The sequence below is a fragment of the Paenibacillus sp. V4I3 genome, assembly GCF_030817215.1.
GTDB lineage: Bacteria > Bacillota > Bacilli > Paenibacillales > NBRC-103111 > Paenibacillus_E.
Genome location: NZ_JAUSZA010000001.1, coordinates 2,597,293 through 2,623,833, shown reverse-complemented (window position 1 = coordinate 2,623,833; position 26,541 = coordinate 2,597,293). Strand labels below are relative to the sequence as shown.

Below are 26,541 nucleotides of genomic sequence, written 5' to 3'. Positions count from 1 at the left end.
TTCATGGACTTTCCGGATTTTTCGGTACTTTTTCTTCCTTTCGACTCATCTGGTTCCATTGCAAGTGCCAAATAGGTACGATATACTTTTCCTACGAACCAGGGGGGATAGTCTCATGATGAAGCGCACTCATGACAACAAAAAGGTATATCGAAATATACTGCTGAGTATCATTTTGTCTATTGTCATCACTCTGCTTGTATCCTCCAGCATTCTTCATTTTAATTTCGATAATATCGCGCTCAATCAAGTGTACGAATCCGATTCCAACAGTTTGATGCAAACCAGTCAGGAAATTCGAACCATAACAGGGACAGCTACCTCCTTGTCCTTTCAAATTTATCGGGATTTTGTCATCAGTAAGCTGTTGTTTTACGATAAACCTGATATCTACGATGTAACTAGCGCCATGCAGCAGCTCAACAATTATCGCTTCGCGATGCCATTTATTGATTCCATCTATGTGTATAACGGTAAATCAGATCTTTTCTACGTCAGCTCCGACAATTCTCAAAGCGGCATTCAATCCAAATCCACACTAGGCGATCAAAGCATGGTAGATATTTTGGACCATTTTCAGGATTATACGCCTTTTCTACCCGTTCCCAGAACGTTTAATTTAGTTGGCAACGCTCAACTCACAGTCTCTAAGGTCGGTATTTATTCCTATTTGTGTTATGATGCAATCAATATAAATAATTCCTTAAACTCCGCAGTTATTGTGAATATCTCGGAATCTTTCTTCAATAAATCCTTGAAAAACATAACAAACAGCCGTTCCAGCAACGAATTTATTATTAATAATGAGGGCTTACTGCTCTCCACTGACGGAGTTAATCCGGTATTGACCAATTATTCGGATATAACTTACATCAAGAAGATTATTGCCAACGCATCATCTCCTGGGTATTTGGTAGACTCTGTTGATAACACAAAGTCGCTGATTTCATACACAGCTCCGGATTCATTGGGATGGCGATATGTACGAACGACACCTTATACCATCATCACGAAAGAAATCAAGAGCATGAGAACGAAAACGATTTACATCAGCTTGAGCATACTCATTGCGGGATTACTTATTTCGTTCTTCACTTCACGAAAACTTTTCGATCCCATCGATAAAGTGATACGCAGCTTAAAAACATTAGAAATCGAAAAAAGAGACAATCTACAAATCTTACGTCAGGATTTCCTGAGAAATATTATTATGGGAAGAGAGGCCTATCACCCGATAGCCTTGCAAGAAAAATTGCGTTATTTTGGATCAAAAATAACCATTCAGCATTCTTCTTTGTTAATTATGGTAAAAATTGATCACTTTACAGATAACGTTAATAAATATCAGGATCAGTTTAAATTGTTGCGATATGCCGTAATGAATATATGCACAGAGATTAGCTCCCCCACCTTTCAAGCCGAAGCCATTGATATGGGCGATGACCATATCTTGCTGCTGCTTACCGCGCAGGAGTCCGATTTCGAGTGGGATCATGAGGCATTCATGGCTATACTCCACAAGATGCAAACATCCATTGCCGACTATATCAAGCTGTCCGTCTCCATCACCATAAGTCCCTTACAAGATCATGCAGGGCAATGCATTCACCTCTATAAACAGCTGTTGGAAGCTTCCTACCACCGATTGTTCAGAGGTCACGGATGCATCATATGGTCAGAAGAGATCATGGAGTATCGATCTAAGGAGTATAAATTTCCAACACATAAGGAAAAACAACTGGTCGATTGTCTAATGACCGGAGATTCAACCGAAGCGGAAACCATTTACGCTGATATTGTTAATGAAACTGCCGAATTTTCCTATTCAGTTGTTCAATTAGCTATATCCCATTTAACACTTACGGTAAATAACGTTCTTAATACGATCAATAAGAATAACGCCATAGCCCTTCCACTTTATTTGGATACGACAACCGCTTCCCTGAATCAAGTAGAAACCATTGAAGAAATTAATGTTCAGTTCTACCACTTGTTCGAGCTGCTTTACAAAAAGCTGGATGAAAAAAGAAGCTCCAAGCATGTGGAATTAATTAAAAAAATGAATGACATTATCGAGAAGGATTATGCAAACCAGAACTTATCTTTAAATTTCATTGCCGATGAACTGGATATGTCTCCTATTTATATCAGTAGGTTATATAAACAACATACGATGGCAGCGCTTACGGATTTGATTCAAGACGTCCGTATGAATAAATCGAAAGAACTGCTCCTACACTCTTCCCTCTCTGTGGCAGAAATAGCGGAAAAGACCGGCTTCACCAGCGACTCGTACTTTTACAGAAAGTTTAAGAAGTATAATGGCATTACACCAAACGATTTCAGAAAACATTATACTCAAAATTCAGCACCTTCTATTCAGAAAGGAATTGATGTTTGATGAACTGGTTTTTGGCTCATGAGAAAGATCTTGCTGACGTATTTGCGGAGGCAGAACGCATCGTTAGCGGATTTCCAGCACCGTTAGATCACATTGGACTTGCTTATTTAGCTACATTTGACGGAAGAAAAGAAGAAAGCACTAAAAATTATATCTGTTACCTTCTTCCGTATTGGATGAAAGACATCACTGAACTGCAACCAGAGTCGATAAATAAACTCTCATTAGCGAATGTATTTGTAATGCTCTACTATTTTATACAAGACGATATCATGGATTCAGCCAAAGGTGAGCATAAGGACAAGCTGCCGCTCGCCAATTTATTTCATATGCAGTTTCTATCCACTTATAGAGAAATGTTCCCTGCCGGGTCGCCTTTCTGGAGTTACTACGAGACGTATATCATGGAATGGTCTGAAGCTGTTTCCAATGAGCAGCAATCCGATTACTTCCATCACGACATTGGCAAAGTCGCTAAGAAAGCAAGTCCCGTCAAAAATGCCAGCACGGGAGCTCTTCTACTATCAAATCAAGCCCACCTTATCCCTGTCGTCACTGCGGCTGTAGAACAAACGCTTATCACTTTACAAATGCTGGATGATTGGGCTGACTGGGAAGAAGATTTGGAAGAGGGTTCTTACAATTGCTTAGTGGCTTCGCTGCGTAAGCATTTGCAGCTATCAACGGATAGTACTGTATCGCCCGAAATGGTGAAGCAGCAGTTGTATGTGCATGACTTTCTGGATTTGTATGGGCAAATCGCAATTATTCATCATGAGCAATTGCTAGGCTTACAAATATCCATGACACAAATGATCAATTTCCATGACTCGCTTGTGGAAAACATACTTAGAGGTTCAAACGAAATCAAAAATAGTAGAAAAATGCTAGCACAAGGTGGTTTAAACTATTTTTTGTCGAAATCTAGTTGATTTTGGTAGATTATTCTGAATATTCATGTTATAATTTGTCATGAAGGTAAAATTACCCAATTGACAAGGAGTGATTAGTAATGTCATCAAATGAAACATTGAAAGCTCAAATTATTCAAAAAGCTTGGGAAGATGAAGCATTCAAGAACCAACTTATTGCTAATCCAAAAGCCGCGCTAAAACAAGCATTTAACATCACACTTCCTGATGACATCAAAGTTAAAGCGGTTGAAGAAACTTCAACTGAGTTTGTACTTGTCATTCCTACGAATCCTGCAAAAGTATTGGTTACTACGAATGGCACTGAAAATATGTGGTAAAACGAATATGAAATAGGTGCTGTGCTTTGTTAGCACAGCACCTATTTTTATTTAACAGCAATCGAGGGAAAACAGAGTATTACCTCCGTCCCAATATATCTCTGACTTTGGAACTCAATATGTCCCTGCATCGCCTCAATGATTCGAAAAGTAATCATGAGTCCAAGTCCTGTCCCCTTTGTTTTTGTTGAATAATAGGGTTCCCCTAATTTGATCAACTGCGCGGGTTCAATCCCCTCACCGTTATCTTTGATATGAATATAAACCTTCTCCTGTTTAGCATACGCCCATATATGAATTTGACCATCAACCTGAAAGGCTTCAATGCTATTTTTGATAATGTTAATCAGCACTTGCTTCAATTTCGAAGCATTTCCGCGTAAATATAAATCATTAGGAACACTAACGGTTATCCGCCCGCCATGCAAAGTGGCTAGCGGAACAATAATACCTTCAATCTGGTTAATTTCCTTGGAAACATTTAAATCAACGAGATCATCAAGCTGTGGCTTGGCAAATGTCAGGAAATCCGTGATGATTACAGAAGCCCGATCTAATTCTTCAATCGCGATGCCCATATATTCTTTGTTCTTATCATCTGTTCTAGCAGCAATAAGCTGTAAGAAACCTCGTGTTACCTGCAAAGGATTTCTGACCTCATGAGCGACAGATGCGGCCAACGAGCTTATCATTTCCATCTTATCCGAGAGCTGAAGCTGATGGTTATAGAATTCTAATTCCTTGGAATAGTTAATCATATGTTCCTGATTGATGGCAAAGCGCCTGCCTAATACGACAATAATGGCAATAATAAATCCTACAACTCCCCATTTCCAGAAGAAAAACTTATAGTTTTGAGAACTAGCAAAGTAATATATAAGGTCTAGCGTACTCATAAAAGCTAACAAGAAAAAACAGGATGAGAAAATAACAGCTTCCTTGTTCCCTTTTCGCACAAACTTGAGGGAGAAACCAATCATTAAAATGAACTGACTAATCATAATAATTCCTAAAACGTTAACCGAAAAAAATGAATAAACTTTGCTAAAACGATAATCATTGAGTAGATTAACGAGCATAAAAGTAATTAATGAAAATGAATACATAACCTGGAATTTTCTAAACCAACGAATCAGATTATATTTGCCGTCATCAAATATTTTTTCAAAATAATAAGTGAGTGTCGGCAAGAAAACGGCAAGCGATATATCAAATAAAGCAATATATAAACCGCCATAGTTCGTAAAGTTTGCGTACATGAAAGCGGAATATGTAATAAATATAGTTCCAAGCGTTAAATTAAGTACACTAATTAAAACCCAGCTTATAAATTGAACTTTTCTCAGGAAGAAAGAACCTATCGGTATCATCACAGCCATGAAGAGAAAGACACACCCTAGTATAATGTCCGGCAAATCCTGAAATACAAATGTTTGCATCAAAGACGTATAATTATCCAGCTTAATTGCTGAATGTATACCCAAGCGATCCATTTTTGTCTCCAGCTTTAAATAAACGTCTTTCCCTCCATCCTCACTGCCAATAGGAAATAAACTTCTTTGTTTATCATATGGAAAATTAAACTCGGTTTCTCGAACTAAGCGATCGCCAATGTACACCCAAAGGTTCTGCGTATGAATTCCTTCAATGTATATGCCATAGTCTTTAGGTATATGGGATGGAAGTTGGAGTCTAATCCATGCCGAAGAAACTTCTTTCGGTTTCTTGGGAGATGATTCGCCGTTAATGACTTTAATCCAATGATTGGAGGAAGCAGCAATTACTCCTTCTAGACCACCTGGCGGATCACCCCACATGATGCTCCAATCTGGGATCGCTTTCAAATCCACTTTATCATCGGCATAAGCATGGGAAGACATGAATCCACAACAGAAGATCATAACCAACATCGTTTTCCAGAGTTCTCGAGATATCCGTTTCATTTATTTTCCTCCCCCGAAGAAAACTGTAAGTAATTAACAATATAAATTCGACAGGTTTCTTTGCTTTCCCTTCTTATTCACTGGTAAACATTTGAAAAACAAAACATAAACAGCCCCCTGCGAAATAACAACAGGGGGACTGCTTATTGTATAAATATTCACATTTACAATGTAGTGAACAATTGACTCCTTGCAGGCACAGTTTCAGCCACAATGCGGCCTTGGCTCACAACATACCGACAACTAGGCTGCTCTCGAACAAGATCCATAGCGTCATCTCCAGGCAGCAGGATAAAGCTGGCTGGATGGCCAATCTCGAGCCCATATTCCTTGAGCTGCAGGGTGCTCGCTGCACGTGTCGTGATCATACGCACAAGCTCCGCCACTTCCTCGCGCCCCGTCATATGAGCTAAATGGGCAGCGATATGAGCTGCTTGCAGCATATTCCCTGTACCCAGCGGATAGAAAGGGGTCTGAATATCGTCATGTGCAATGCTCACATTAATGCCAGCCGACCATAATTCCTTAATTCGAGTGATGCCTCGGCCTTTGGGATAGCCGTCATATCTGCCCTGCATAGCACTATTGATGAGCGGACAACAAACGACATTCACGCCCGAGCGCGCAAGCATTCCCTGCACCTTCTGGTAATAAGCTTCCCCATAATAGGCCGCAGCGTTCGCATGCGCAGCTGTTACTCGCTCGCGTAGTCCAGAACGAATCGCGAGATGGGCAACGCTTTCTAAGAACGTGGAGTGAGCATCGTCCATTTCATCGCAAAAAACATGGACGAAGCAGCTATACTTCTCTGCTAGATTGAAGCAAATTTCAAGCGATAATAGCCCTTCCTCACGCATAGGTTCTAGATGCGGAATCGCCCCAATGCCATCTGCGCCAAGCTCCAAAGCTTGCTCCAGACGGCGTTCATTATCGGGACACGCGCGAATACCGTCTTGAGGAAACGCGATAACTTGCAGGTTCATGTATGGTTTTACGCGCTCGCGCAAGGCAAGAAGTGCACGTAGTGCAGTCAGATTCGGATCTGAGATATCTGCTTGGGTGCGTACATGCAGGATACCGGCAGCCATCTGCATCCGAAGCACCTTCTCTGCTCGTTCCGTGACGTCTTCGTAGGTGAGCGCTTGTTTCCGCTTTTGCCATAATCCGATGCCTTCGTATAGGGTCCCGCTCTCATTCCAGGCGGGCTCCCCCGCCGTTAGGACGGTGTCCAAGTGAATATGGGACTCCACAAATGGCGGGAGCAGCAGGTGACCAATCCCATCAATTTCGCGTTCCCCATGTTCGGCAATACTTCCAAGCACGGCGATTTTGCCGTTTTTTACACCGATATCTACAAGACCTCGGTCCTCCGAATGTCCAAGCATACGCACATTACGAAATACAATATCCAGCAGCTAACTCACCCTCTTTACCTTGGTGCCATTTAGTTATCCTTTTTCATCTCGGATTCATGCCACGAACTAAGCAGCCATTTGGCGAAAGCGTTGACTAATAAGAAGAAAATAATGCCCAGTGCTGATGCTGAAAGTCCACAAGCGAATAAATAAGGAGTTTTTAAACGAGCAGCGGCATACGTTATCGCATAACCAAGTCCGCCTTGACCTCCGCCGATACCGGCAATGTATTCACCGACAATAGCCCCGACCACGGATAAAGTACAGGAGATTTTCAGACCGGCTATGATATAAGGCAGGGCAGCTGGTATTCGCAGCCTCCACATCGTTTGAATCGCATTCGCATTATATAAATAAAACAGGTTACTCATATTTTGATCTGTGGAATTTAGACCGATTAACGTATTCGAAAGCATCGGGAAGAATCCGATTAAGAATGTAATAATGACAATCGCATTCACACCCGCATCGAACCATATCACAATGAGAGGGGCAATGGCGACAATCGGAATGGTCTGTAAAATTATCGCATAAGGATAAACACTCTTCTCAATCCATTTGGAGCTTGCCAAAAGAATGGCACCAGTAACTCCTAATATAATGCTGAGGAAAAATCCAAGCACAGCTTCCAACGTCGTTGTCCTTACAGATACCCAAAGTCCATGTCTGTTTTCTACGGCTGCTGCGACGATATCGGAAGGCTTAGGTACGAGATAAACAGGAGCTTTCACTAAATAAGCAATGAGTTCCCAGCCTCCGATGAAAACAACAAACGCAACTAGCGGTGGTAAAAGATGCTTAAGCAGCATCAGAAGTCGAAGCCCTGGTGAGGCCCCATCTTCCAATCGATTAGCCCAAGCCGCCCGTTCGCGGGCAGGGAATATTTCATCCGGTAGTATTTGCAGGTATTTAGAATCTACAGCCATTGTACGTCCCCCTTCATTTACATCTCATAAATGATTTTCCCTGGATTCAGCAGCCCCCTTGGATCATTCTCACGTTTCTTGCGCTCCATGCTGCCAACTTCACCACGTCCGCCATGATCCAACACCCAGGTATGAGGATCAAATATTTTCACGCCGATCGATTCACAATAGTGAATGATCTCGTATAAGCGTTCTTCGCTCTCAAAGCGAACAACCGGAAGCGAATTTGGTGAGATTTCCCCACCGCTGCGTACCCATTCAAAATGTAGGTAAACTTCTTCCCCATATTTGTCTTTAATCTTCTGAATTTGTTCCATATAGCAATCCAGCTTAAAGCCAGCTTGCAGATACGTCATGGAAGAGTCCGTTTTCATTGCCCATAATGTCGTATGATTCCATGTAAAATCCGATACCCCGATCGTTTTCCGGTAATTTTTAGCCTCAATAAGATGGCCGATGTGCCCGCCATAACTTTGGGCAAGAGCTTCGACTAACGGCAGCGTATCCTCAGCAAATTCAAGCATGACAGCGGCTATGCCAGGCTTGATCACTTTGGCAAACGGAACGAAATAAGAGGGAATTGGCCACTCCATCGGAGCAATGAGCCGTTTCAGAATGGCTTCCTCTCTGGCAAGAGCCTCACCGAATCGCATTGATTGCTCGAAGGTGTCGAAATTTGCTATAGCCTGAGCCCACTCGGTGCGAGGAGAAAGCGGGATGGTCACCTCTGTCAAAATTCCGGTCGTCCCATAATTATGAATATAATCAAATAAATCACGGCCTTGGATAACCAAGCGCTGCGGAGATTCTTCCATCGTATAAATGACGGCTTCCAGCACATTGCCATCCCATAGATTTCCGTGGGTAATTGAGCCGATTCCGCCGGAACCACCGCTTATAAAGCCGCCAACCGTCGCTTTCACATAAGTGCTGGGATAAATGCGAATTTCTTGTCCGACTTCTCGAGCCTTTTTATCAATGACACCTAGACGAACTCCACATTGTAAACGAGCATATCCAGGTCCGATTTCGAGAATTTCATCCATTCGGCTTAGATCTAAGACAATACCGCCCTGTAGGGGAACCGCTTGACCATAATTACCTGTACCAGCTCCACGAACGGTAACGGGAATGTTATGGCGGTAACCGAAGGCTAATACTTCTGCCACCTCGGCTTCATTGCGCGGTATGGCAACGACATCGGCCGCTTTCATATTCTGTAATTGGCGATTAAGAACAGGGGAGTACCAGTAATAATCTTTAGAGAGCTTTTCTCTCGTTTCGCCATCAACAAACACGATTTCCTTAGCAAGCTGCTCCTGTATCTCTTTCTCCCAGCTAATATTCATGGCCATGAGCTTATTCACCCTTTCGTATCAATGATCCAAAGCTTCAGATACTTCACGAACTAAATCACTGAATTGCGTCGTTGTCCGGAAGCTTTCATCTCGTGGAAAAGGGACTGGGATATCAAGCCTCGCCGATATTTTACCTGGACGCGGTGTCATCACAACAACACTTGTGGATAAGAATACCGATTCGAATACGTTATGCGTGACGAATAGCACCGTCATGGATTTATCCTGCTGCCAAATATTAAGCAGCTCCATTTGCAAGGTTTGACGCGTAATTTCGTCTAAGGCGCCGAAGGGCTCATCCATGAGAAGCAGCTTAGGTCTCGAAATGAGCGCACGCGCGATGGAGACACGCATCTTCATTCCTCCGGAAAGCTGTCTAGGCAGCACCTTCATATAGTCCTTCAAGCCGACCAGCTCCAACACGCGCTGAGCCTCTTCTTTCTGTGTCTTCTTATCTACACCGCGCAATTCAAGCGGCAATCTTACGTTAGCTTCTACCGTAGACCAAGGCAGCAGCGTATGATCCTGGAAAACAAAAGCGATATCACTTTGTTTGCGCGCTTCTTTGGGCGTCGTTCCAAACACATCTAACGTCCCTTTACTCGGCTTGGCAAGACCTGTAATCATTTTGAAAATTGTTGATTTCCCACACCCAGACGGACCAACAAAACAAAGGAACTCCCCTTCTTGTATCGTTAGATTCACATCTTGCAAGGCAATTGTACCGTTTGGGTACGTCTTAGAGAGATTATCCATGATTACGAATTTAGGGCCGGATACTTGTGAATTGGATGTATGGATCAGAGAAGAATTCATAGCCATTTACTTCATCTCCTGTATTTGATTTTTGGAACTTTCCTCCGTTATTGTTCCTTTTTCAATGACTTCATCTCAAAAGCTTGAAAGGTGAGCAAAGCCTCGGCGATAAAAGCACCGTACCTTTCAGCCATCGCATGGCCTTTCGTTATCGTTGCTTGCGTAGCATCGCCAGATATCCCCGAATAAGATAAATCATCCATCACCCAAGCAAAGGCACGATTGCGAAGAGCCAAATAACGCGAATCCGGGTAATTCGGATATTCCGTAGGAGCCAGCTCCATATGAACCCAATCAGGCTTAGCAGACATCACTAAGGAAGTTTCCATGTCCCCCGCATGAATACCAGCCTGCTTCTCCAGCGGCGTTATCCACTCATCAGCGGCACCGAGTCCGCCAGGATCTAATCGAAATACAGCCAGCCCCGTTTCAATACGGATTTCCCGGCCCATCATATTTAATAAATCCGTGTTACCCCCATGCGTGTTCACTAGTACTAATTTCTGAAATCCGCTTTTACTCAAGCTTTTCGCTATATCCATCACGACAGCCATTAATGTAGTTGCCGATAACGTTATAGTCCCTGGATGGCCAAGGTGCTCCGTGCTTTTCCCGTATGGAATGGCCGGCAGCAGCCATATATTCGCATGATCGGGAAGCTGTTCGAAAGCCTCGGTCAAGAGCACTTCGGAAATTAAAGTATCGGTAAACACCGGCATATGCGGACCATGCTGCTCAATCGCGCCAACCGGCAGAACGATGAGCGCATTATCTTTGGGAACCTGAGCAACCTCGAGCTTACTTAAGCGGGGAAAAAAGCAGCGATCCCACGCCTTACCTTGATAACGACTGAATGACAAGTTGAGCACCTCCAAGTGAGTGGACATTATAGTACGCATAAGCTCTTATGAAAAAAGACCCAAACTCAAAGTGAAGAGCGGATCTTAAGCTTTCAAATTAGCGTCGTTCAAAATTAAGAAAATTATGCTTATCTTGATTGGAATAGCTGTAAAGCAGCGGCTACATCAGCAACCCGCTCTCCTAATCGAGCTGCCATCAGAAGCTCTCTTGGATCCGGAGATAGCGAACTGTCAGGCCCAGCCAATGTCGATGCCCCATAAGGTGAGCAGCCAATCGCATCAGCCGTTAAATATTCGGGATTCTCCGAATAAGGCAGTCCCACGAATATCATGCCAAAATGAAATAAGGGAACCATAGCGGTTAAAATAGCGGCTTCATGTCCCGTATGAATGGAGGCTGTACTGTTAAAAATGCCCGTAGGTTTTCCTTCCAAAGCACCTTCTATACAAAGCTCCCCAGCCATTTCAAGAAATAGCTTAACTTGGGCAGGCATTGTGCCATAATACGTCGGAAATCCCCATAGAATTCCATTCGCCCAACGCAAATCATCGTTCGTCGCGATAGGAATATCCTGCTGCAAGGCTTTCGTAGCTTCATATTTACTGTAACGATCTGTTAAACGGAATTGCTTAGAAAGCGTCGCTGGGCTTGCCAACTGCTCATTTCCCGCTCTGGATCTTTCATTATCTTGCTGAATAACACGATTTTGAGCAGCAATCATTTCCGGAATACGAACGATCCTGACCTGATGCGCTCCGGATTGGCTAGCTCCATCTGCGACAGCCTGCGCCATTTGGAATACGTGACCGAATGCGCTGTAATAGATGACCAACAGGTTAGCCATTAAGACGCTCACCCTTTCGCGAATTCATGTTTATGGAAGGATACATTCTCAACTGCTTCTTGCCAATAATGAGCTAAGGTCTTATCCTGCCACTCGGCTTTATTTGCAGCCATTCGTACAAAGCTTCCTTGACTATATACAAAGCGGCGTTCAGGCAGCATGGTAAAGAGCTCTTCCGGGGTACTTCCGTCTATGATAACAAAATTCGCATGATTACCAGCCATTACCTCATAGGAAGTTAGACCGAGCACCTTGGCGGGCACATCTGTGATCATGCGCAGCAGTGTGCGAAGATCATCCGGTCGCCCCATATGAGCGGCATAGGAGCCAATAAGAGCAATCTGCAATAAATCGCCTCTGCCAAAAGGGTGAAAGGGATCGTGAATATTATCAGAAGCCACGGCAATAGGAATACCTGCTTCCCAGATTTCCTTCAAACGAGTTACTCCACGTCTAACGGGGAATCCGTCATGCCTTCCTTGCAAATACAAATTGACAGCAGGTAATGAGACTGCTTTGAGCCTCGCGTCAGCCATGCGTTCAATGATGCCGTGAGCATCCTGATCCGTCATCGAAGCTAGCGCACATAAATGATCGACGGTAACTCTTCCTGAATAGCCCTCTGATTTCGTTCGCAAAGCGATATGTTCGATTGTGCGCATAGCTGGGTTGTCTGTTTCATCACAATGCAGATCAATCGGCACATCATATTTCTCTGCTAATTTGAATATATAATCGATATCTTCCTTAGGAGTTAATGACAAGTGCGGCGCTCCACCAATCCCATCGACGCCCATCTTTAGCGCTTCCTCTACGGCATCAACATCTAGCGACATGAAATTGTAGGGACACATCGGAAACAGCTGCAAGCTGATATAAGGCGCTAATGCTTCTTTGGCTTCCAAAGCAGCCTCAATTGTACGTAACGCTACCTCACGTGAGGCTCTCAAATTAAAATCAAGATGTGTACGAATATGCGTAGTACCAAATGACAAAGCTTGCAAAGCCGAACGCATTATTCTTGATTTAATCTCATTTTTGGTAAAAGACGGTGATGCACTTGAATAATTGCGTACGGCCTCTTCTAATGTCCCGCTCCGGTTCTCAACCGAAGTTAGCGAGAATGATTTGTCTAAATGCATATGGGCATCTACGAAGCCTGGCAGTATTATTTTTCCTTCAAGGTCAATGAACGAGACGCCCGATTCGCCTGTAGCAATCTGAGGTTTCCATTGTTCTAATGACATTGCACCAGAATGGGCAGCATTAGCTTCTTGCTTCTGAATCTGAGTCCAAACGCCATCACGAATCGAGAGACGAAACAAATGCCCCTCATCCTCCATTGGCAATCGAACGTTCACTAAATCCATATTCATAATAGAAGCCAATGCCGCCACCCCCTGTTTATTTCTTATTTTATCTCTTACTTCTTAGGTAAAAATTGCGTTGTGAACACTTTGTCGATGTTCTCTGCTGTTTTGAGAACACCTACATCTACAAGCTGCTTTTGAACTTCTGACCAACGTTCTTTCGTCATAATGCCCGTACCTTTGGTTGCTGCATCTCCGCCGAATACAAAGTCCATCTCTTTAGCAGCGCTAAATTTCATCATATCTAAGCCCATATCTGGATTCTTCACTTGAATGGAAGGATTGATCTCCTCGGAATGATCCTTGTAATAATCCCAGCCTTTAACCGTGGCTTCGACGAAAGCCTTCACTTGGTCTGGATGTTCAGCAATCATTTTCTCCGTAGTGAAGTATACGCCAGCGTAAATGTTATAACCGGAATCGGCAACCAAGAGCGTGCCATGCTCTACCTTTTGCTGAGTGAGCGTGAACGGTTCAGAAGTTACATACCCTTGCGTAAGAGCTTTTGGATCGCTGACAAAGTTAACTAATTGACCTGTGTATTTCATTTCTTGGGCACTGTCTAATTTGTATTTCTTCTTAATAAATTGCCAGAAGCTGGCCGTTGAAGCCACATATACCTTATGTCCGTTTAAATCACCAAAATCTTTAATCGCAGTATCTTCTTTATGATAAAACACAGCTTGCGGACTCTTTTGCATGGAGGTTGCAATGGCTACAATCGGAATACCCTCTTGTCTGGCTACCAGGATATCATCACCATTCGCCATACCGAATTGCGCTTTGCCTGAAGCGACGATTTGTGTAGAAGAAACCTGTGGACCACCCGGCATGAGCGTCATATCAAATCCTGCATCTTTATAGAATCCTTTGGCCAAGGCCGCAAAGTTCCCACCATGTTCGGGTTCGGCGAACCAGTTTAAAACAACAGTTGCAGGTAAGACTGCTTTGGTAGCTGTAGTCGAAGCCGGTGAAGCTGCTGGAGCAGTGGAAGCCGTCGTTGCAGCCGATGGTGCTGAAGATGGCGCTGACGTTGAAACCGAGGAGCCCGCGTTACCGCATGCGGCGAGCATACTTGAGATCATAACTAAGCTAATGGACAAAACAACTGGGCGTTTCGCTGCAAGCGGATTAGTAAGATTAAATGGTTTCATATTAAACTTCCCCTCCATATTTGGTTTTCTCTACAAAAGTCAATCTTTAGTCAAATATAGAGTTGATGGCCTGTTCAAGTCAACGAATAGACTAACGTTTTGTATTTTCACACAATAAAAGTACGTCTTTTTATTACTTTTCCAAGAATTATTTTAGAAAAACACACTAATATTGCATGGAAGACGAACGTTCTCTTATATTGTACCAACCACCACGCCTAATTCTTTCAACCAACGACGATACGCAATGGAGAAACGATCCACCTTATGGTTGAGTTCGACCTGCAGATCCAGTGGCAACAGCTCCGGCTTCTGAGTCTCTATTACCCTCGCATCTTGTTCAAACACGATATCCTGGAAGCGAATAAAATTCGCATCATCTACGTCATAGGCATAATTCCGCGATACCATCATAAATACAACGCATTCTTCTGCAGCAACAGGCAATACCGTCAACATAATCCACAAGGTTTGGCCATTGCTCGGATCTGCTTTGGACAATCGAGCGGATAAAGGCCGATAAACTTCTTTCATATAGACATAAGTCGTACCTTCACTCTTATCCGAGCCGGAATGGGCAACCGGTTGAAAGATCGGGATATTATCGATATAAATGCGTTCCTTCTCCTTGATAACCTGAAAGTCGGGCAGCTCCGCATAGTCGGGGTGTCCGAGCAGATTCTGATGGACGAACATCAAATGCGCAAAATCTGTAAAATTCTCAATCACTCTCGTTCCAGCTGCTGTAACTTTGTATGGGCCACATGGTAATGGACGAAATTCTGGATTAGCAAACTCTTCGAAATGAGGCAAAGGCGCCACGGGTTCACCTATACATACCCAGATAAAACCGTATTTCTCTTCACAGGCATAGGTTTGCGCTTTAGCTCTGAGAGGAATCTTCTCCCCCTTAGGCTGTGCTGGAATACAGACACATTGTCCAGATGAATCATACTGCCAGCCATGGTATGGACAGACAAGGACATCATCTTGTACCCACCCTTTGGAAAGCATGGCTCCACGGTGAACGCATAGATCTTGCAGGGCATGAACCCCTTGGCTAGAGCGGTAAATCGCTACTCTTTCACCCAAAATGATGACACCCACAGGTTGGTCTTTCAGCTCAGACGCGAGGTACACAGCATGCCAATCGTTTTCAAGTACAGGATCATGTAGACGTTGTAAAGCCATTGAAATCATCCTCCTACTCTATATTTGCAAAAACAGGATATTGCCCAGCCAGCTTATTGCGCAGAGCATCAACCCTTACTTGGGCTCTTTGTAGAATTACTTGCTCATCGATCCACGTGCTTATCCCCTTCTCAACAACAACCTGACCGCCAACAATAACGAGATCGACATCATTGCCGTTCGCGTTATAAACCAGCGCTGAAGAAGCACGATGCACGGGACTAATATGGGCTTTCATCATATCTACGGTCACTAGATCTGCCTTCTTTCCTGGCTCAAGACTGCCCAAATCAGCACTCCTTCCAACGGCCTTTGCACCATTCACTGTAGCCATACGCAGCACATCCATCGGCGGTAATAAGGTAGCATCCAGCTCATTCACCTTATGCAAGCATGCCGTGAACTTCAGCACTTCTAAGTTATCTTGGCAATTATTGCTGCCAGGACCATCCGTACCTAGGGCGACATTAATGCCCATACGCAGCATTTCAGGTACTCTGGCAACACCAGAAGCTAAGTACATATTGGATACAGGACAATGAATGACGGAAGCTTGCTTTGTACGAATCATTTCTAGTTCTCCATCATCAAGCCACACTCCATGAACAACCTGAGTTTGCTCACCCAGCAGTCCAACTTCATTCAGCAATTCCAAATTGCGCAGGCCATAGCGGGCCATCGTCGTGTCGATCTGTTCGCTCGTTTCAGCGACATGTACGTGAGAAATCAGCTTGCGATCCCGGCTAAAGACAGCGGCCCGTTCTAAATACCCTCGGGAGCATCCATATAAATTAAGCGGCCCCAGTGCAATTCGAATCCGGCCGGAAGCAGCGCCATCCCATTCATCGAGCAATCGATCTGTACTGTCAAAGATCTGTTCCTCGGTCTCCCTTAATCGGACTTCTCCTGCCAAATCCGAGCCGCCTCTCGCCAAATGTCCGCGAATCCCTGAATCCACCATCGCTTGCAGTACACTTGCATCATTCTCTGGAAACGTGTGGATATAATGGTGATCCATCATATATGTCGCGCCCGATTTTAAATTTTCGATACACCCAATTAAAGCAGCTAAATAAAAATCTTCAGGCTCCATCGTGAGACTCATCGGCCAAATAATTTCCTTCAGCCACTGTGTGAGCGGCGAGTGATCCGATACCCCTCTCATGAATGTTTGAAACAAATGGGTGTGGCCATTAATAATCCCGGGAATGACGACTTTACCCGAAGCATTGTACGTATAGGATGATTGTAAGATTAAATGGTCCAAGCTCCCGTCTGATTTCCATTCCCCCACTTCACGGATCACATCGTGCTCCATATACACATAGCCTGGTTTGAAAATCTGATTGGTGGCATTCATGGTCAACACCGTACCGTTGTAAATTAATTTGTTTGACATTTTACCACCCCCTCAAATGTTATATAATCTAACATAAATTTGTTTATATTTATTTATGTGTTATGTTAATTAACATTATTATATGAATGAACCTTTTTATCGTCAACTCCATTTGTAAACGGAAACACTAGATATAGTTACGTTTTTATCATAATTTTAATTGTTTTGATTAACATAGTTCGATTTCGAACGTAAAATTTGTTCTTTTCATGAGAATACTATGATAATATTAACAACTGTATATATTTTACGACAAAGGAGTCTTACCTATGTTGGAGCTTCCTCACCTCGATCAAGTAGATCAAGAAATCATCAAGTTACTACATGAGAATGGCCGGATATCCTATGCAAAAATCGGGGAAATACTCAATCTCTCACGTGTTGCGATTCAAAAACGAGTCGAAAACCTCATCGAAAAGGAAGTCATCGAAAACTTTACAATTCGGTTGAACGCGACGAAATTAGGTAAAGTTATCAGCGCTTTTTTCGAAGTCGAAGTGGAGCCGCGGTTTGCTGAGGAAGTAGGCAACCTACTCTCTGCTGACTCCAACGTTATTAGTATTTATCAAATGACGGGGAGCAGCTCCCTGCACATGCATGCCTTGCTCAAAGACGATGCTGCGCTCGAAGACTTCCTCTACCAAAATATCTACAAATTGAAAGGCGTCGTACGCGTTAATACGCAGGTCGTCATTAAACGGTTTAAACAAGGAACTGGATTGGAACTGTGAGAAATGACAAAAAAACTGCGTGAGCATCTGTGCTCACGCAGTTTTCGTTATTTTGATATAGATTATAAGTTCAAACGATACATCGCCTTATTTTCTAGTCCGCGGATCATCGGCGTCCATGCTTCTGTCTCTGGCGTTGTCATCAGAGTATCCTCAACCATCTGCAGCTTCGCATCCATCGAATCAATGTAATGTAAAGCAACAGCTTCAGGAATTTGGGGCAGTACCGGACTCCCCCATTCTGGCAAGTTGTGGTGGGACAGCACAATATGCTGCAGACCAATGACAACATCCGACTGGAGATCAATCCCATGATGCAAGGCAGCTTCCGTAATCCAGTTCGACGCCATCGAGATGTGTCCGAGCAGCTTTCCTTGCACACTGTAATCAGAAACGATACCTAACTGCGCGATCATTTCTTCCGGTTTGGCAATATCGTGCAAAATGATGCCCGCTTTAATTAAATCTGGATTGAGAAACGGCCGCTGTTTACAAATAAATTCACCAATCTCCAGCATCCGTACAATATGATAAGCAAGGCCGGCGAAGTAGGCATGATGATGCGTTTTGGCAGCGGGGTAATGGTTTAGCTTCTCTTCAACTTTGGTCACACAGAACGAAACAATCGACTTGATGGCCGGATTCGTAATACTTTCCAAAACTTGATTTATCGTATGAATAAGATCGATTGGACTAATCGGTGCTGAACGGATGAACTCCGTAATATGTACGCCATCCTCTGGCAGCGCCTTGCGCAATCTACCGATTTTCACCTGTAATTTATCACGATAGTTTTGAACTAAGCCTTGAACTTTGACCAACGTCATCGGGAAAAACGTTTCTTTATCAGTCGCGCTAACATCCCATAGCTTTGCAGAGATCTGCCCACTAGCATCGCATAACACAATGTCCATGAAATCTTTGGCAGGCGTGGTATTCGTTTGTTTAACTTCTAATTCTTTAATGAGGTAGTAGCCTACAAACTCTTCTGGTGCTTGCAATTGCTTAATTAACGTCATTTTAGTTCCTCCATATGTCATTAGGAACATTATACTACGAATAGGATAGAATTAATTAATAGAAAATGATAGAAATTTGAGAAAGTATTGATATTTTCACTCAAAGTCTCTTATTGTCAGTAACCTGTTGCGAGGTATCTCACTCACCGGCTCTCCTAATTTCGCCCCAACTTTTTCACGAAATGAAGCGTCACTTTCGATTTTGCGTAGGAGTTCATAAGACACTAACAGCCGAATGTCCTGTTTATCCATTTTTAAATAAAATTGTACACCATATTTCCGATATCCAAGCTCTTCTTTTAACATTTCCGCAAAAGGAACCGTTTCTGGCTTAACTTCAATACCTTTCTGAAGATGTCCGTGATAAGCCCGATACGTAATCTCATTCGCTGTTAAACGCTCTATCTCAAGATTGCCTTCCAACCCGATATTGTTGGTATATCTCATTCCCAAAGTTTTGGGCCCGCTCTGCTGTTCAAGGGGGAGGTGGAGAATGACAGAAGAAGAACTGTCTATCCATTCGACTTCATAACCAAACTTTTCCGCGATCGCGCGTAAAGGAACAAAGATTTCATCGCCCGAAACAAACGCTTCCGGATGTTCCAGTAGGGTTTCACTTTTGACTTTGATTTTAATATCATTGTACGCTGCGCTAATTTCTTTAGGCGCCCCTCTATGGGGAGCAAGGAGGTCGCCGGGATCTAGCTCTTCGAATTCTAAACGGTTCGTTGCATCAATAACAATTTCATTCCTATCCTCATTCCAGTTCGCCGAATGCCAAAGAGTATCGTTGAAAAAGGAAAGAGGAACATAAATGGAGTTGTTCGTTATGAACGACTTTTTCGAGTACCCTCTATCATGACGTTCAAAAAATACCCGGATCTCTCCCTGTCTATGGGCAAGAATAGTCTCCGTGCGCGGAGGCTTAGGTTGTTGTTTCTCAGTCCTATCTGAGAGCCACTGAGTCAGCTTTTCTGCTCTTTCTGTACTAAGAAGATGCGTATCAAATACACTAACGTAGGGTAAATCCCATCCGTGCGAGTAAAATAGATAGGTTTCTCCAACTTCAATACCGGCACCGCATTGGTCCGAATCATCATTGGTCACTACAAAGGCCGGAGACTGCCCCTTGAATACTTTATCTGGTTCCACCACTGCCGCTTTCTGCGACGGATAAACAGCATCCACGCTCGTGACTTTTGCCGTAAAGATCGCACTCGCTTCCAGAAAATCTTCCTCCAACGTTGTCGGCCCGCGGGAACAAGCATATGCCGTAGACGTCAAAAAACCGATACACAGACCCAGTAAACAAACAAAAAACAGCAATCCGTGAATCCTACCTCTCAAGAGAACACTCCCTTCCCAAAAAAAAACTGCTCATTGAGTTTACGCTTAAGACTTTTCAGCAGCTAGCATTATAAGCTACATCCCCTTACCATGCTTCACCCTCTCCGCAAGTACCGCAAGATCATGCCCTTTTAATGCACCTTCCATCAATTCCGGAACCTTCTCGGGAGAACATCCGAAACAAGGGATACCGTATTGAGCCAGTTTTTTAGCAACAGCATCGTCATATGAAGGCACACCCTGGTCAGATAAAGCGAGTAAGCAGATCGTCTTCACGCCAGCCTGATGCATGTCGACAAGCCGTTGAATCATCTCTGTGCGATTGCCGCCTTCATACAAATCTGAGACCAAGATAAACAGTGTTTTCTTCGGCTCCGTGATAAAAGGCTCGCAATAAGCGATGGATTTGTTAATATCCGTTCCCCCGCCAAGCTGAATCCCAAACAGCATATCAACGGGATCCTCAGCACACTGCTCACTTAAATCAACCACCTCGGTGTCAAAAGCAACCACTCGCGTGTCCAGAGCCGGCATACTGGCGAAAATCGAGCCAATAATGGAGGCGTAAATGACAGAACCCGCCATCGAACCGCTTTGGTCAATATCCAGGATGACCGTCCACTCTTTGCTCCGACGCGCTCGATCAAAGAAGTAGACTTTTTCGGGCAGCAGGAGACCGCGCTCCTTGTCGTAGTGCTTTAGATTTTTGCGGATGGTTGTGTTCCAGTCCAATCCCGTGGACGAAGGCAGCGGCGAATGCTGCCTGCGATTCAAGGCACCAGTAACAGCTCGGCGCAGATCCTGCGAAAGCCGCTTCACGATTTCATCTACAACTTCTTTCACTAATTGCCTTGCTGTTTCTTTCGTTTTCTCCGGTATTTTCCCTTTGAGCGCCATTAACGTGGCTACCATTTGGATGTCCGGCTTCACTTGGGAAAGAAGCTCCGGCTCGAAGAGCAGCTGCTTCAAGCCTTTGCGCTCAATGGCATCGGACTGAATGACGGAGACCACGTCCGGCGGGAAAAAGGTTCGGATATCGCCCAGCCACTTGGCAAGCTTCGGGGACGAAGGGCCAAGCCCCGCTTTGCGGGGGCCGCCCAAGTTCGATCCGTCATCCATATTGCCTCCGGATGTCTCATCATAGATCGCGGCAAGCGCCTCATCTATGAGTCTCGACTCCTCGTCGAGCATTCCGTCTCCAGCCCCAAAAGACTGCAGCTTCTCTTCAGAAGCAGCACCCAGAATTAACCGCCAACGCTTTAATTGTTCTTGATCTATCATGGTCATAGGCTACAAATCCCCAAAATCAAAATCGTTGAGCTCATCCAGCTTCTCCTTCTCTTCCTCGCTTAACGGGTGTTGCAAAGCAGTTCCGGCGTTATCGGCGCCAACGCCCCAAATATCGCCCATCATCTCGGCCACCGATGCCTTCTCCCTCGGTTCGAATGAACCGAAAGCTCGGCGCAGAAACACAAGTGAACGTTGGAAGGCCTCTTTTTCCAGCGATCCGATATAGACATCGAGCTGCTGCCACAACGTTTGCCTAGACAGCAGCGCGTATCGGTTGCGCATCGACATGCCTTCGAACCATCCCGCTCCCAGATCAACGGGAATCCCCGGTGACAGGCGACGTGAAACTTCCGTCGCAACGCGCTCATCCGGTATTTCATTGCGCTCAAGCAAAATAGCAAAAGCGAAGCCCGACAGCTTTGCATTTCGGTCATCACGCGATGCTAGCTCTTGCAGTTTATTCAACCATAAACCATCGTCTACCACTTCAAAATGGTCTTGAGCAATTGTATGCAGCGACTGAATTGCTCGAACCATGCCCTGAGCGGCGTCATCGTTGCAGCCCGCGCTATCTACGAGAAGCAGCGTTCCCCGCAGGAATAACTGCTGAAGCAGCGGAACTAAGGTACCCGTTTCGATTCGGCGAATCGATCCATAACGGATCAACACCGACAGCTCGTAGGCCGCCCCTGCGACCTGCTCGAAATTGCCTGTATCCACCGCAAGCCCTTGCAGCGTGGATTTGGCCTGCTCCATCAGCTGCGTCAACGTGCAGTCGCAGGCGATGCGAATGATGCGCGAAGCTTCCGCGATATCGCCGCAAACATCGAGCCGCTCCTTCAGCACGAAAGCCGCGGCCAGCTCAATCGTCTCCCCCTTCAAGGTCGACTCCACCGCTTGAATCTCAGCTTCCGGCGTCCACTGCAGCACCCAGTTCTCCGCCCACGATGCGGAGTCTTGATTCACTCTTTGCTTCTTGGCAAAGTTAATGCCCAGCAATTCCAGCCGATGCAGGAGAACAGACCGCTTCAAATCCAGAAAAGCAGCTTCCTCCAACTTCACCCTGCGGTTTTCACGTAAATCCAACTCCAAGGTTGTAGCAACCGTAGTTTTGAATTTCTCCAGCTTGAGCCGCTTGAGCTCTCTGTTCAAATCATCTTGAATTGGCGTCTGGCTGACTCCTTCTGGCAATCTGCCGATGGCCGTGCCCACGTCTGTCCTTGCCAAAGCTTCCGCAATTGTCGAAAGCTCCCCATGACCGAGACATACGGTTGCAGCGTCCCGAAGGTCTTTCCACGTAGGATGACTACCATCGTGCAAAGCAGCAAGAGCCTCTGCCAGTCTCACACCTTCGATGAGCGAAGCTGTGGATCTATAAGTGCCATGTTCTCTGAGATACGCGGCTACCTGTGAGAAATACAAGGAAGGTAGCCTGCTCAGATCACCTTTTTGGAGGCACTGCCAGAACAATTCATAATAAGCGGGTGCCTGGTTCCCCGCCCCATAGCCTGAGTGCGAAGACAGCTTGTAGTAAGAAAAAGGCATCAACGTAAGCTTAGTTGTCGACTTGGGCAGCCCTTTCATCTCTTCATCCGTCATCACTGGAAAGCGGAAGTCTAATACGGAGGCATGATGCGCGCCGGTTACGACTACAATTTTCTCAGGAGCGTGCCCAGCTTCAATAGTATCCTGAATTTTGCGCCGCATGTAAGCTTCCCGAATTTCATTGTAAGCCGCTTCCTGTGGCGCAAATTGCCACTCCTGCCCCGCAGTCAGATCACGCATTTGAGCCGAAAATTGATAAATGCCATGGCGGTAGGCGTCTTTTTGCATATTATGTTCAAAATGGCGCTCCCAATAAGCCTCGTAGTCCGGTTCTTCCGACAGTTCAGCAAGCTGTTGATACAGTGTCCTCTGTTCGTGGACATACGCCCGAAAAGCGTCGTCCTCCGTCTGATTGCTCTCTTCCTCAGCAGAGGATGACCTCCGTTTCCTTTGCTCGTAGAGAGCCAAGGCATGTTCGGAAGGTAGATCGATAAATTCAGCCTGCGCATCGTTGCGGCTTGCCCATTGAAAGGCCTGATATTCCGGCGAATAATCAGCATATGGGTACAACAGGGTCCTTACTGGCAATTGATCCGTATACGCCAAAATGGCAATCGGCGGAACAACGCCATGCGAGGTTAGTTCAGCAATAAACCCGCTTGCGTCGCTTGGTCCTTCAACGAGCACTGCCGTAGGCTTCACTTCATCTAAGAAAGCCAGCAGGTGGAAAGCGCCAGCAGGAGATAAATGTCTTATACCAAAAACATGAACCCCCTGACTGCGATCTAGTTGTTCATCTCCGAGCACGCGAAGTACAGATTTCTCCATGTCGATCCCCGCTTTTTCATCACATTTTCTAGATATTCCTTCCATACGAGGCGGTCTTTCTCTTCATCTTTCACAATAGCTCCCTGCAGCCCGGCGGCAATATCTTCTTCACTAATCTGTCCGCTGCCAAAGCTTCCTGCAAGCGCCATGCTGCCCGTTAGAAGCGAAATCGCTTCAGCCGTCGAAATCACACCACTCGGCCCTTTCACCTTCTCTTTGCCGTCGAGTGTCATCCCGCTGCGCAGCTCGCGGAAAATCGTCACAACCTTGCGCACCGCCTCCTCCCCTGGGAGTGACGCTCTCAATTCATAGCTCGTCGAAATCTCTCTGACACGTTTGCGAACAATCTCCACTTCTGTATCAATATCCGAAGGGGCTGGAAGCACGATGATGTTAAATCGACGTTTCAAGGCGGCTGACATCTCGTTCACTCCACGGTCGCGCGTGTTGGCCGTTGCGATGATAGAAAATCCCCTTGCAGCGAACACTTCTCTGCCCAGTTCCGGAATCGAGATCGTCTTCTCCGACAAGATGGAGATCAAAGCGTCCTGTACTTCGGACGCACAGCGCGAGATCTCTTCGAATCTGGCGATCCCGCCTGTTTCCATTGCGCGGAAAATCGGGCTTTTGATAATCGCTTGATCGGAAGGTCCTTGCGCTAGCAGCATGGCATAATTCCAAGAATAACGGATATGCTCCTCGCTCGTGCCTGCCGTTCCTTGAATGACTTTGCCAGAATCCCCATGGATGGCTGCTGTCAGATTTTCCGAAAGCCAGGATTTAGCCGTTCCCGGCTCCCCGATCAGCATGAGAGCACGGTCAGTCAGCAGCGTGGCTATCGCCATTTCTACCAGCCGTTTATTGCCAATATATTTTGGCGTAATCGCGACCCCTTTTACATTTCCACCAATCAGAAACGTCAGTACCGCCTTCGGAGAAAGCTGCCACCCGGCTGGCTTCGCATCCTGATCCAATTTCTTCAAAGCTTCCAATTCTTCGATGTATAAACGTTCAGAGGGTAACCTTACGACATCTTGCTTTTGATCCATCCCCATAATCCCTGTCCCTTCTCTTCGTTATCTGACGGTTCGGTTTGCTCCGGCTTCGCAGCTATCGTTTCCGCGATTTCTAGCAATTGATTTTTCATACCCTGATAGGATAGCCCTTCTGCGAATAGCTGCAATCTCTCTGCATAAGGCCTTGGCAGTAAAGAAAGCAATGTAAGTTGGACTCGATCCAAATAATAGAACTGCTTGGCTCCGCCTTTTTCCAATATATCCATGAGCAGCTTTGGCGCATCCTGATAGTGTTGGCTGAAGAGGATCAACAACATATTAGCTGTTTTATTTCGGTTAAAATTAGGCAGCTCTTCGCATTTTTTGACCAGATACGCCGTGACTTTCGGGTCCGGGACTTGAGCAAATCTACACACGAGCTCTTCCTCGTCCAATTTCACAAAAAGATGCACCCATCGTGGATCCCATGTTGTAAAATCGGATGATGAAGCAGCCACTCCTGGCTCATCTACTTGGTAAAGCAGCGTCGGTGTCACTTCATACAATACTCGCAATAAATCCTTAGCCGCAGGCTGCTTTTTATCCTTAAGGTCATGGCAAAAGCGTTCGTAGACGTCCTCTGGAGGAAGAATCTTGATAGCCGCTCTAAAGCTGTAAGCAATAAATTTGCGATTGTACGCCTCATGCAAAGTAACAGCAAAACTGTCTGCCTCAGGCAGATCTAATTGCAATAGAAGATCAGCTGCTACCTCCTGTACGGCTTCCGTTTCCAGAACAATAAAACTAGTCGTAGACAGCAATTTTTCTAGGAAATCTACGACTTCCGGTACTCTTTTGCCTTGTAAGCTGCGGATGTCCGCCAACAACTGTTGTGCGGAATCTTCCACCTTTGTACGTTGAACGATTCGCTCCAACACACTTTCCGCATGCCCGATGACGCTGAGAGTCAAATCGTTGGCCTTGCATAATTGAATTGGTTCTATGGCAAGATCCTGATCCTTCGAACCCAGTGCCTTGTAAAGGCGAGCGATCGCTTGCTCCGTCCCAAGCCGAGATAAGGCGAATAAGGCCGCTCTGCGTACCTCTTTTTTCTTATCATCAGCTTGCTCCAAAATAAAATCCTCTTGATCAGGGTAATCCCCCAGAAGCTCAATCGCCGTGGAGCGGACTTCCGTTGAACCCTGTTTGGCAGCTTGCAAAAGGATGTCTAAGGCAGATAGCGAAAGCAACTCATGGATAAGTTCCAATCTGCGGGCGTCACCTTTCCCTCCACCCAGCCGGAATTGCTGCTGAAGCGCGGGGAGTGCCTCCATTCCGAGTGTGGGCAACACCTTTCGATGAAGAAAATCGGGTATTTCTACATAACTATCGTCTAACGCAGAAACAGCGGCAGGTATGACCCGGAAATCATGAAACAACCCATCGTCGTACCCTTGACGAACCTGCTCCATTCGGCCCTGACCTTTTTGCGTCAATGCCTCAATGAGTGGATTCAGCTTGCGGTAAGGAATTGACGTCGAAAGCTTCGCTTCCGTTCCTTCCATAGGTACGAGGTCCTCTTTCGTCTCCGTTTTCCCTTGCGTGTACAGCACGGAATTTAACAGCATGCCTAACTCTAGAAGTCTGCTCGCTGAACCACTCGTATCCGTGTCCAGAACTTGGCTAACCGCCTGAGCCATTCGGTTAAACACCGGAGCCGACTCGCCTAACTTCTGCAATTGGGGAAGCATTTTCTGCAAACGTAAATCGCCCGCCGCCATCCCGCTCCCCGCTATAAACAAACGCCGCACCTCATGCTGCAGCTCAAACAATAGATCTATACTCATGGGTTCGTC

General features: G+C 45.3%; 21 protein-coding genes. 4 read left to right on the top strand and 17 right to left on the bottom strand.

Features of this window, described 5'->3' with window-relative positions:
- Positions 1 to 115: 115 nt before the first annotated feature.
- From QFZ77_RS12025 to QFZ77_RS12015, 3 genes are all read left to right on the top strand, one after another.
- On the top strand, positions 116 to 2,401 hold the full coding sequence (locus tag QFZ77_RS12025; protein WP_307439713.1) for a helix-turn-helix domain-containing protein: 2,286 nt from the start codon (positions 116 to 118) through the stop codon (positions 2,399 to 2,401).
- Positions 2,401 to 3,333, top strand: coding sequence for a hypothetical protein (locus tag QFZ77_RS12020; protein ID WP_307439711.1), 933 nt, complete (start codon positions 2,401 to 2,403; stop codon positions 3,331 to 3,333). The genes QFZ77_RS12025 and QFZ77_RS12020 overlap by 1 nt, the downstream gene beginning before the upstream one ends.
- A gap of 80 nt (positions 3,334 to 3,413) precedes the next feature.
- Positions 3,414 to 3,653 (top strand): NHLP leader peptide family RiPP precursor, encoded by a 240-nt coding sequence (locus QFZ77_RS12015; RefSeq protein WP_307439709.1) that lies wholly within the window; start codon positions 3,414 to 3,416, stop codon positions 3,651 to 3,653.
- Positions 3,654 to 3,700: 47 nt separating this feature from the next.
- On the opposite strand, the gene QFZ77_RS12010 is transcribed toward QFZ77_RS12015, so the two are convergent.
- The 11 genes from QFZ77_RS12010 to QFZ77_RS11960 form a co-directional block, all read right to left on the bottom strand.
- Positions 3,701 to 5,596 (bottom strand): ATP-binding protein, encoded by a 1,896-nt coding sequence (locus tag QFZ77_RS12010; RefSeq protein ID WP_307439707.1) that lies wholly within the window; start codon positions 5,594 to 5,596, stop codon positions 3,701 to 3,703.
- A gap of 164 nt (positions 5,597 to 5,760) precedes the next feature.
- A complete protein-coding gene (locus QFZ77_RS12005; protein WP_307449452.1) occupies positions 5,761 to 6,981 on the bottom strand; it encodes an amidohydrolase family protein in 1,221 nt (406 codons plus the stop codon).
- Positions 6,982 to 7,040: 59 nt separating this feature from the next.
- Positions 7,041 to 7,820: an ABC transporter permease gene (locus tag QFZ77_RS12000; RefSeq protein WP_307449451.1), complete on the bottom strand. Its 780-nt coding sequence runs from the start codon at positions 7,818 to 7,820 to the stop codon at positions 7,041 to 7,043.
- A 134-nt stretch (positions 7,821 to 7,954) separates the two neighbouring features.
- Positions 7,955 to 9,292, bottom strand: coding sequence for an FAD-binding oxidoreductase (locus QFZ77_RS11995; protein ID WP_307439705.1), 1,338 nt, complete (start codon positions 9,290 to 9,292; stop codon positions 7,955 to 7,957).
- Between the two features lie 21 nt (positions 9,293 to 9,313).
- Entirely contained in the window at positions 9,314 to 10,111 is a 798-nt protein-coding gene (locus QFZ77_RS11990; protein ID WP_373462736.1) for an ABC transporter ATP-binding protein, read from the bottom strand.
- A gap of 47 nt (positions 10,112 to 10,158) precedes the next feature.
- Complete coding sequence (locus QFZ77_RS11985) at positions 10,159 to 10,980, bottom strand: creatininase family protein (protein ID WP_307449449.1); 822 nt, start codon at positions 10,978 to 10,980, stop codon at positions 10,159 to 10,161.
- A gap of 119 nt (positions 10,981 to 11,099) precedes the next feature.
- Positions 11,100 to 11,816, bottom strand: coding sequence for an NAD(P)H:quinone oxidoreductase type IV (gene wrbA / locus QFZ77_RS11980; RefSeq protein ID WP_307439704.1), 717 nt, complete (start codon positions 11,814 to 11,816; stop codon positions 11,100 to 11,102).
- Positions 11,817 to 11,824: 8 nt separating this feature from the next.
- Positions 11,825 to 13,204, bottom strand: a complete 1,380-nt coding sequence (locus QFZ77_RS11975; RefSeq protein WP_307439702.1) for an amidohydrolase family protein — start codon at positions 13,202 to 13,204, stop codon at positions 11,825 to 11,827.
- 35 nt (positions 13,205 to 13,239) lie between these two features.
- Complete coding sequence (locus QFZ77_RS11970) at positions 13,240 to 14,340, bottom strand: ABC transporter substrate-binding protein (RefSeq protein ID WP_307439700.1); 1,101 nt, start codon at positions 14,338 to 14,340, stop codon at positions 13,240 to 13,242.
- Positions 14,341 to 14,535: 195 nt separating this feature from the next.
- Positions 14,536 to 15,531 carry an aromatic ring-hydroxylating dioxygenase subunit alpha gene (locus tag QFZ77_RS11965; protein WP_307439698.1) on the bottom strand — a complete coding sequence of 332 codons (996 nt, stop codon included), beginning with the start codon at positions 15,529 to 15,531 and terminating at the stop codon, positions 14,536 to 14,538.
- A gap of 13 nt (positions 15,532 to 15,544) precedes the next feature.
- The gene (locus QFZ77_RS11960; protein WP_307439696.1) at positions 15,545 to 16,930 is read right to left on the bottom strand and encodes an amidohydrolase family protein; all 1,386 of its coding nucleotides are present in this window, start codon (positions 16,928 to 16,930) and stop codon (positions 15,545 to 15,547) included.
- Between the two features lie 269 nt (positions 16,931 to 17,199).
- On the opposite strand from QFZ77_RS11960, the gene QFZ77_RS11955 reads away from it, so the two are divergent.
- Complete coding sequence (locus tag QFZ77_RS11955) at positions 17,200 to 17,661, top strand: Lrp/AsnC family transcriptional regulator (protein WP_307439694.1); 462 nt, start codon at positions 17,200 to 17,202, stop codon at positions 17,659 to 17,661.
- A 62-nt stretch (positions 17,662 to 17,723) separates the two neighbouring features.
- Here QFZ77_RS11955 and QFZ77_RS11950 read toward each other — a convergent pair whose 3' ends face one another.
- The 6 genes from QFZ77_RS11950 to QFZ77_RS11925 form a co-directional block, all read right to left on the bottom strand.
- On the bottom strand, positions 17,724 to 18,680 hold the full coding sequence (locus QFZ77_RS11950; RefSeq protein ID WP_307439692.1) for a 3'-5' exoribonuclease YhaM family protein: 957 nt from the start codon (positions 18,678 to 18,680) through the stop codon (positions 17,724 to 17,726).
- Positions 18,681 to 18,776: 96 nt separating this feature from the next.
- Positions 18,777 to 20,027 (bottom strand): stalk domain-containing protein, encoded by a 1,251-nt coding sequence (locus QFZ77_RS11945; RefSeq protein WP_307439689.1) that lies wholly within the window; start codon positions 20,025 to 20,027, stop codon positions 18,777 to 18,779.
- Between the two features lie 75 nt (positions 20,028 to 20,102).
- Positions 20,103 to 21,314 (bottom strand): VWA domain-containing protein, encoded by a 1,212-nt coding sequence (locus QFZ77_RS11940; RefSeq protein WP_307439688.1) that lies wholly within the window; start codon positions 21,312 to 21,314, stop codon positions 20,103 to 20,105.
- 3 nt (positions 21,315 to 21,317) lie between these two features.
- Positions 21,318 to 23,690, bottom strand: coding sequence for a DUF5682 family protein (locus QFZ77_RS11935; protein ID WP_307439687.1), 2,373 nt, complete (start codon positions 23,688 to 23,690; stop codon positions 21,318 to 21,320).
- Entirely contained in the window at positions 23,648 to 24,739 is a 1,092-nt protein-coding gene (locus QFZ77_RS11930; RefSeq protein ID WP_307449447.1) for an ATP-binding protein, read from the bottom strand. Before QFZ77_RS11930 ends, QFZ77_RS11935 begins: the two co-directional genes overlap by 43 nt.
- A complete protein-coding gene (locus tag QFZ77_RS11925) occupies positions 24,715 to 26,532 on the bottom strand; it encodes a HEAT repeat domain-containing protein (RefSeq protein WP_307439685.1) in 1,818 nt (605 codons plus the stop codon). The genes QFZ77_RS11930 and QFZ77_RS11925 overlap by 25 nt, the downstream gene beginning before the upstream one ends.
- Between the last annotated feature and the right edge of the window lie 9 nt (positions 26,533 to 26,541).

Bases quoted from the DNA above. Each gene is read 5' to 3' on its own strand.
- QFZ77_RS12000 (WP_307449451.1), bottom strand. From the start codon at position 7,820: ATGCTGCTTAAGCATCTTTTACCACCGCTAGTTGCGTTTGTTGTTTTC.
- QFZ77_RS12020 (WP_307439711.1), top strand. From the start codon at position 2,401: ATGAACTGGTTTTTGGCTCATGAGAAAGATCTTGCTGACGTATTTGCG.
- QFZ77_RS11940 (WP_307439688.1), bottom strand. From the start codon at position 21,314: ATGACCATGATAGATCAAGAACAATTAAAGCGTTGGCGGTTAATTCTG.
- QFZ77_RS11955 (WP_307439694.1), top strand. From the start codon at position 17,200: ATGTTGGAGCTTCCTCACCTCGATCAAGTAGATCAAGAAATCATCAAG.
- QFZ77_RS12005 (WP_307449452.1), bottom strand. From the start codon at position 6,981: ATGCTTGGACATTCGGAGGACCGAGGTCTTGTAGATATCGGTGTAAAA.
- QFZ77_RS11935 (WP_307439687.1), bottom strand. From the start codon at position 23,690: ATGGAGAAATCTGTACTTCGCGTGCTCGGAGATGAACAACTAGATCGC.
- QFZ77_RS11925 (WP_307439685.1), bottom strand. From the start codon at position 26,532: ATGAGTATAGATCTATTGTTTGAGCTGCAGCATGAGGTGCGGCGTTTG.
- QFZ77_RS11960 (WP_307439696.1), bottom strand. From the start codon at position 16,930: ATGTCAAACAAATTAATTTACAACGGTACGGTGTTGACCATGAATGCC.
- QFZ77_RS11970 (WP_307439700.1), bottom strand. From the start codon at position 14,340: ATGAAACCATTTAATCTTACTAATCCGCTTGCAGCGAAACGCCCAGTT.
- wrbA (WP_307439704.1), bottom strand. From the start codon at position 11,816: ATGGCTAACCTGTTGGTCATCTATTACAGCGCATTCGGTCACGTATTC.
- QFZ77_RS11965 (WP_307439698.1), bottom strand. From the start codon at position 15,531: ATGGCTTTACAACGTCTACATGATCCTGTACTTGAAAACGATTGGCAT.
- QFZ77_RS11995 (WP_307439705.1), bottom strand. From the start codon at position 9,292: ATGGCCATGAATATTAGCTGGGAGAAAGAGATACAGGAGCAGCTTGCT.
- QFZ77_RS11950 (WP_307439692.1), bottom strand. From the start codon at position 18,680: ATGACGTTAATTAAGCAATTGCAAGCACCAGAAGAGTTTGTAGGCTAC.
- QFZ77_RS11930 (WP_307449447.1), bottom strand. From the start codon at position 24,739: ATGGATCAAAAGCAAGATGTCGTAAGGTTACCCTCTGAACGTTTATAC.
- QFZ77_RS11990 (WP_373462736.1), bottom strand. From the start codon at position 10,111: ATGAATTCTTCTCTGATCCATACATCCAATTCACAAGTATCCGGCCCT.
- QFZ77_RS12015 (WP_307439709.1), top strand. From the start codon at position 3,414: ATGTCATCAAATGAAACATTGAAAGCTCAAATTATTCAAAAAGCTTGG.
- QFZ77_RS12025 (WP_307439713.1), top strand. From the start codon at position 116: ATGATGAAGCGCACTCATGACAACAAAAAGGTATATCGAAATATACTG.
- QFZ77_RS12010 (WP_307439707.1), bottom strand. From the start codon at position 5,596: ATGAAACGGATATCTCGAGAACTCTGGAAAACGATGTTGGTTATGATC.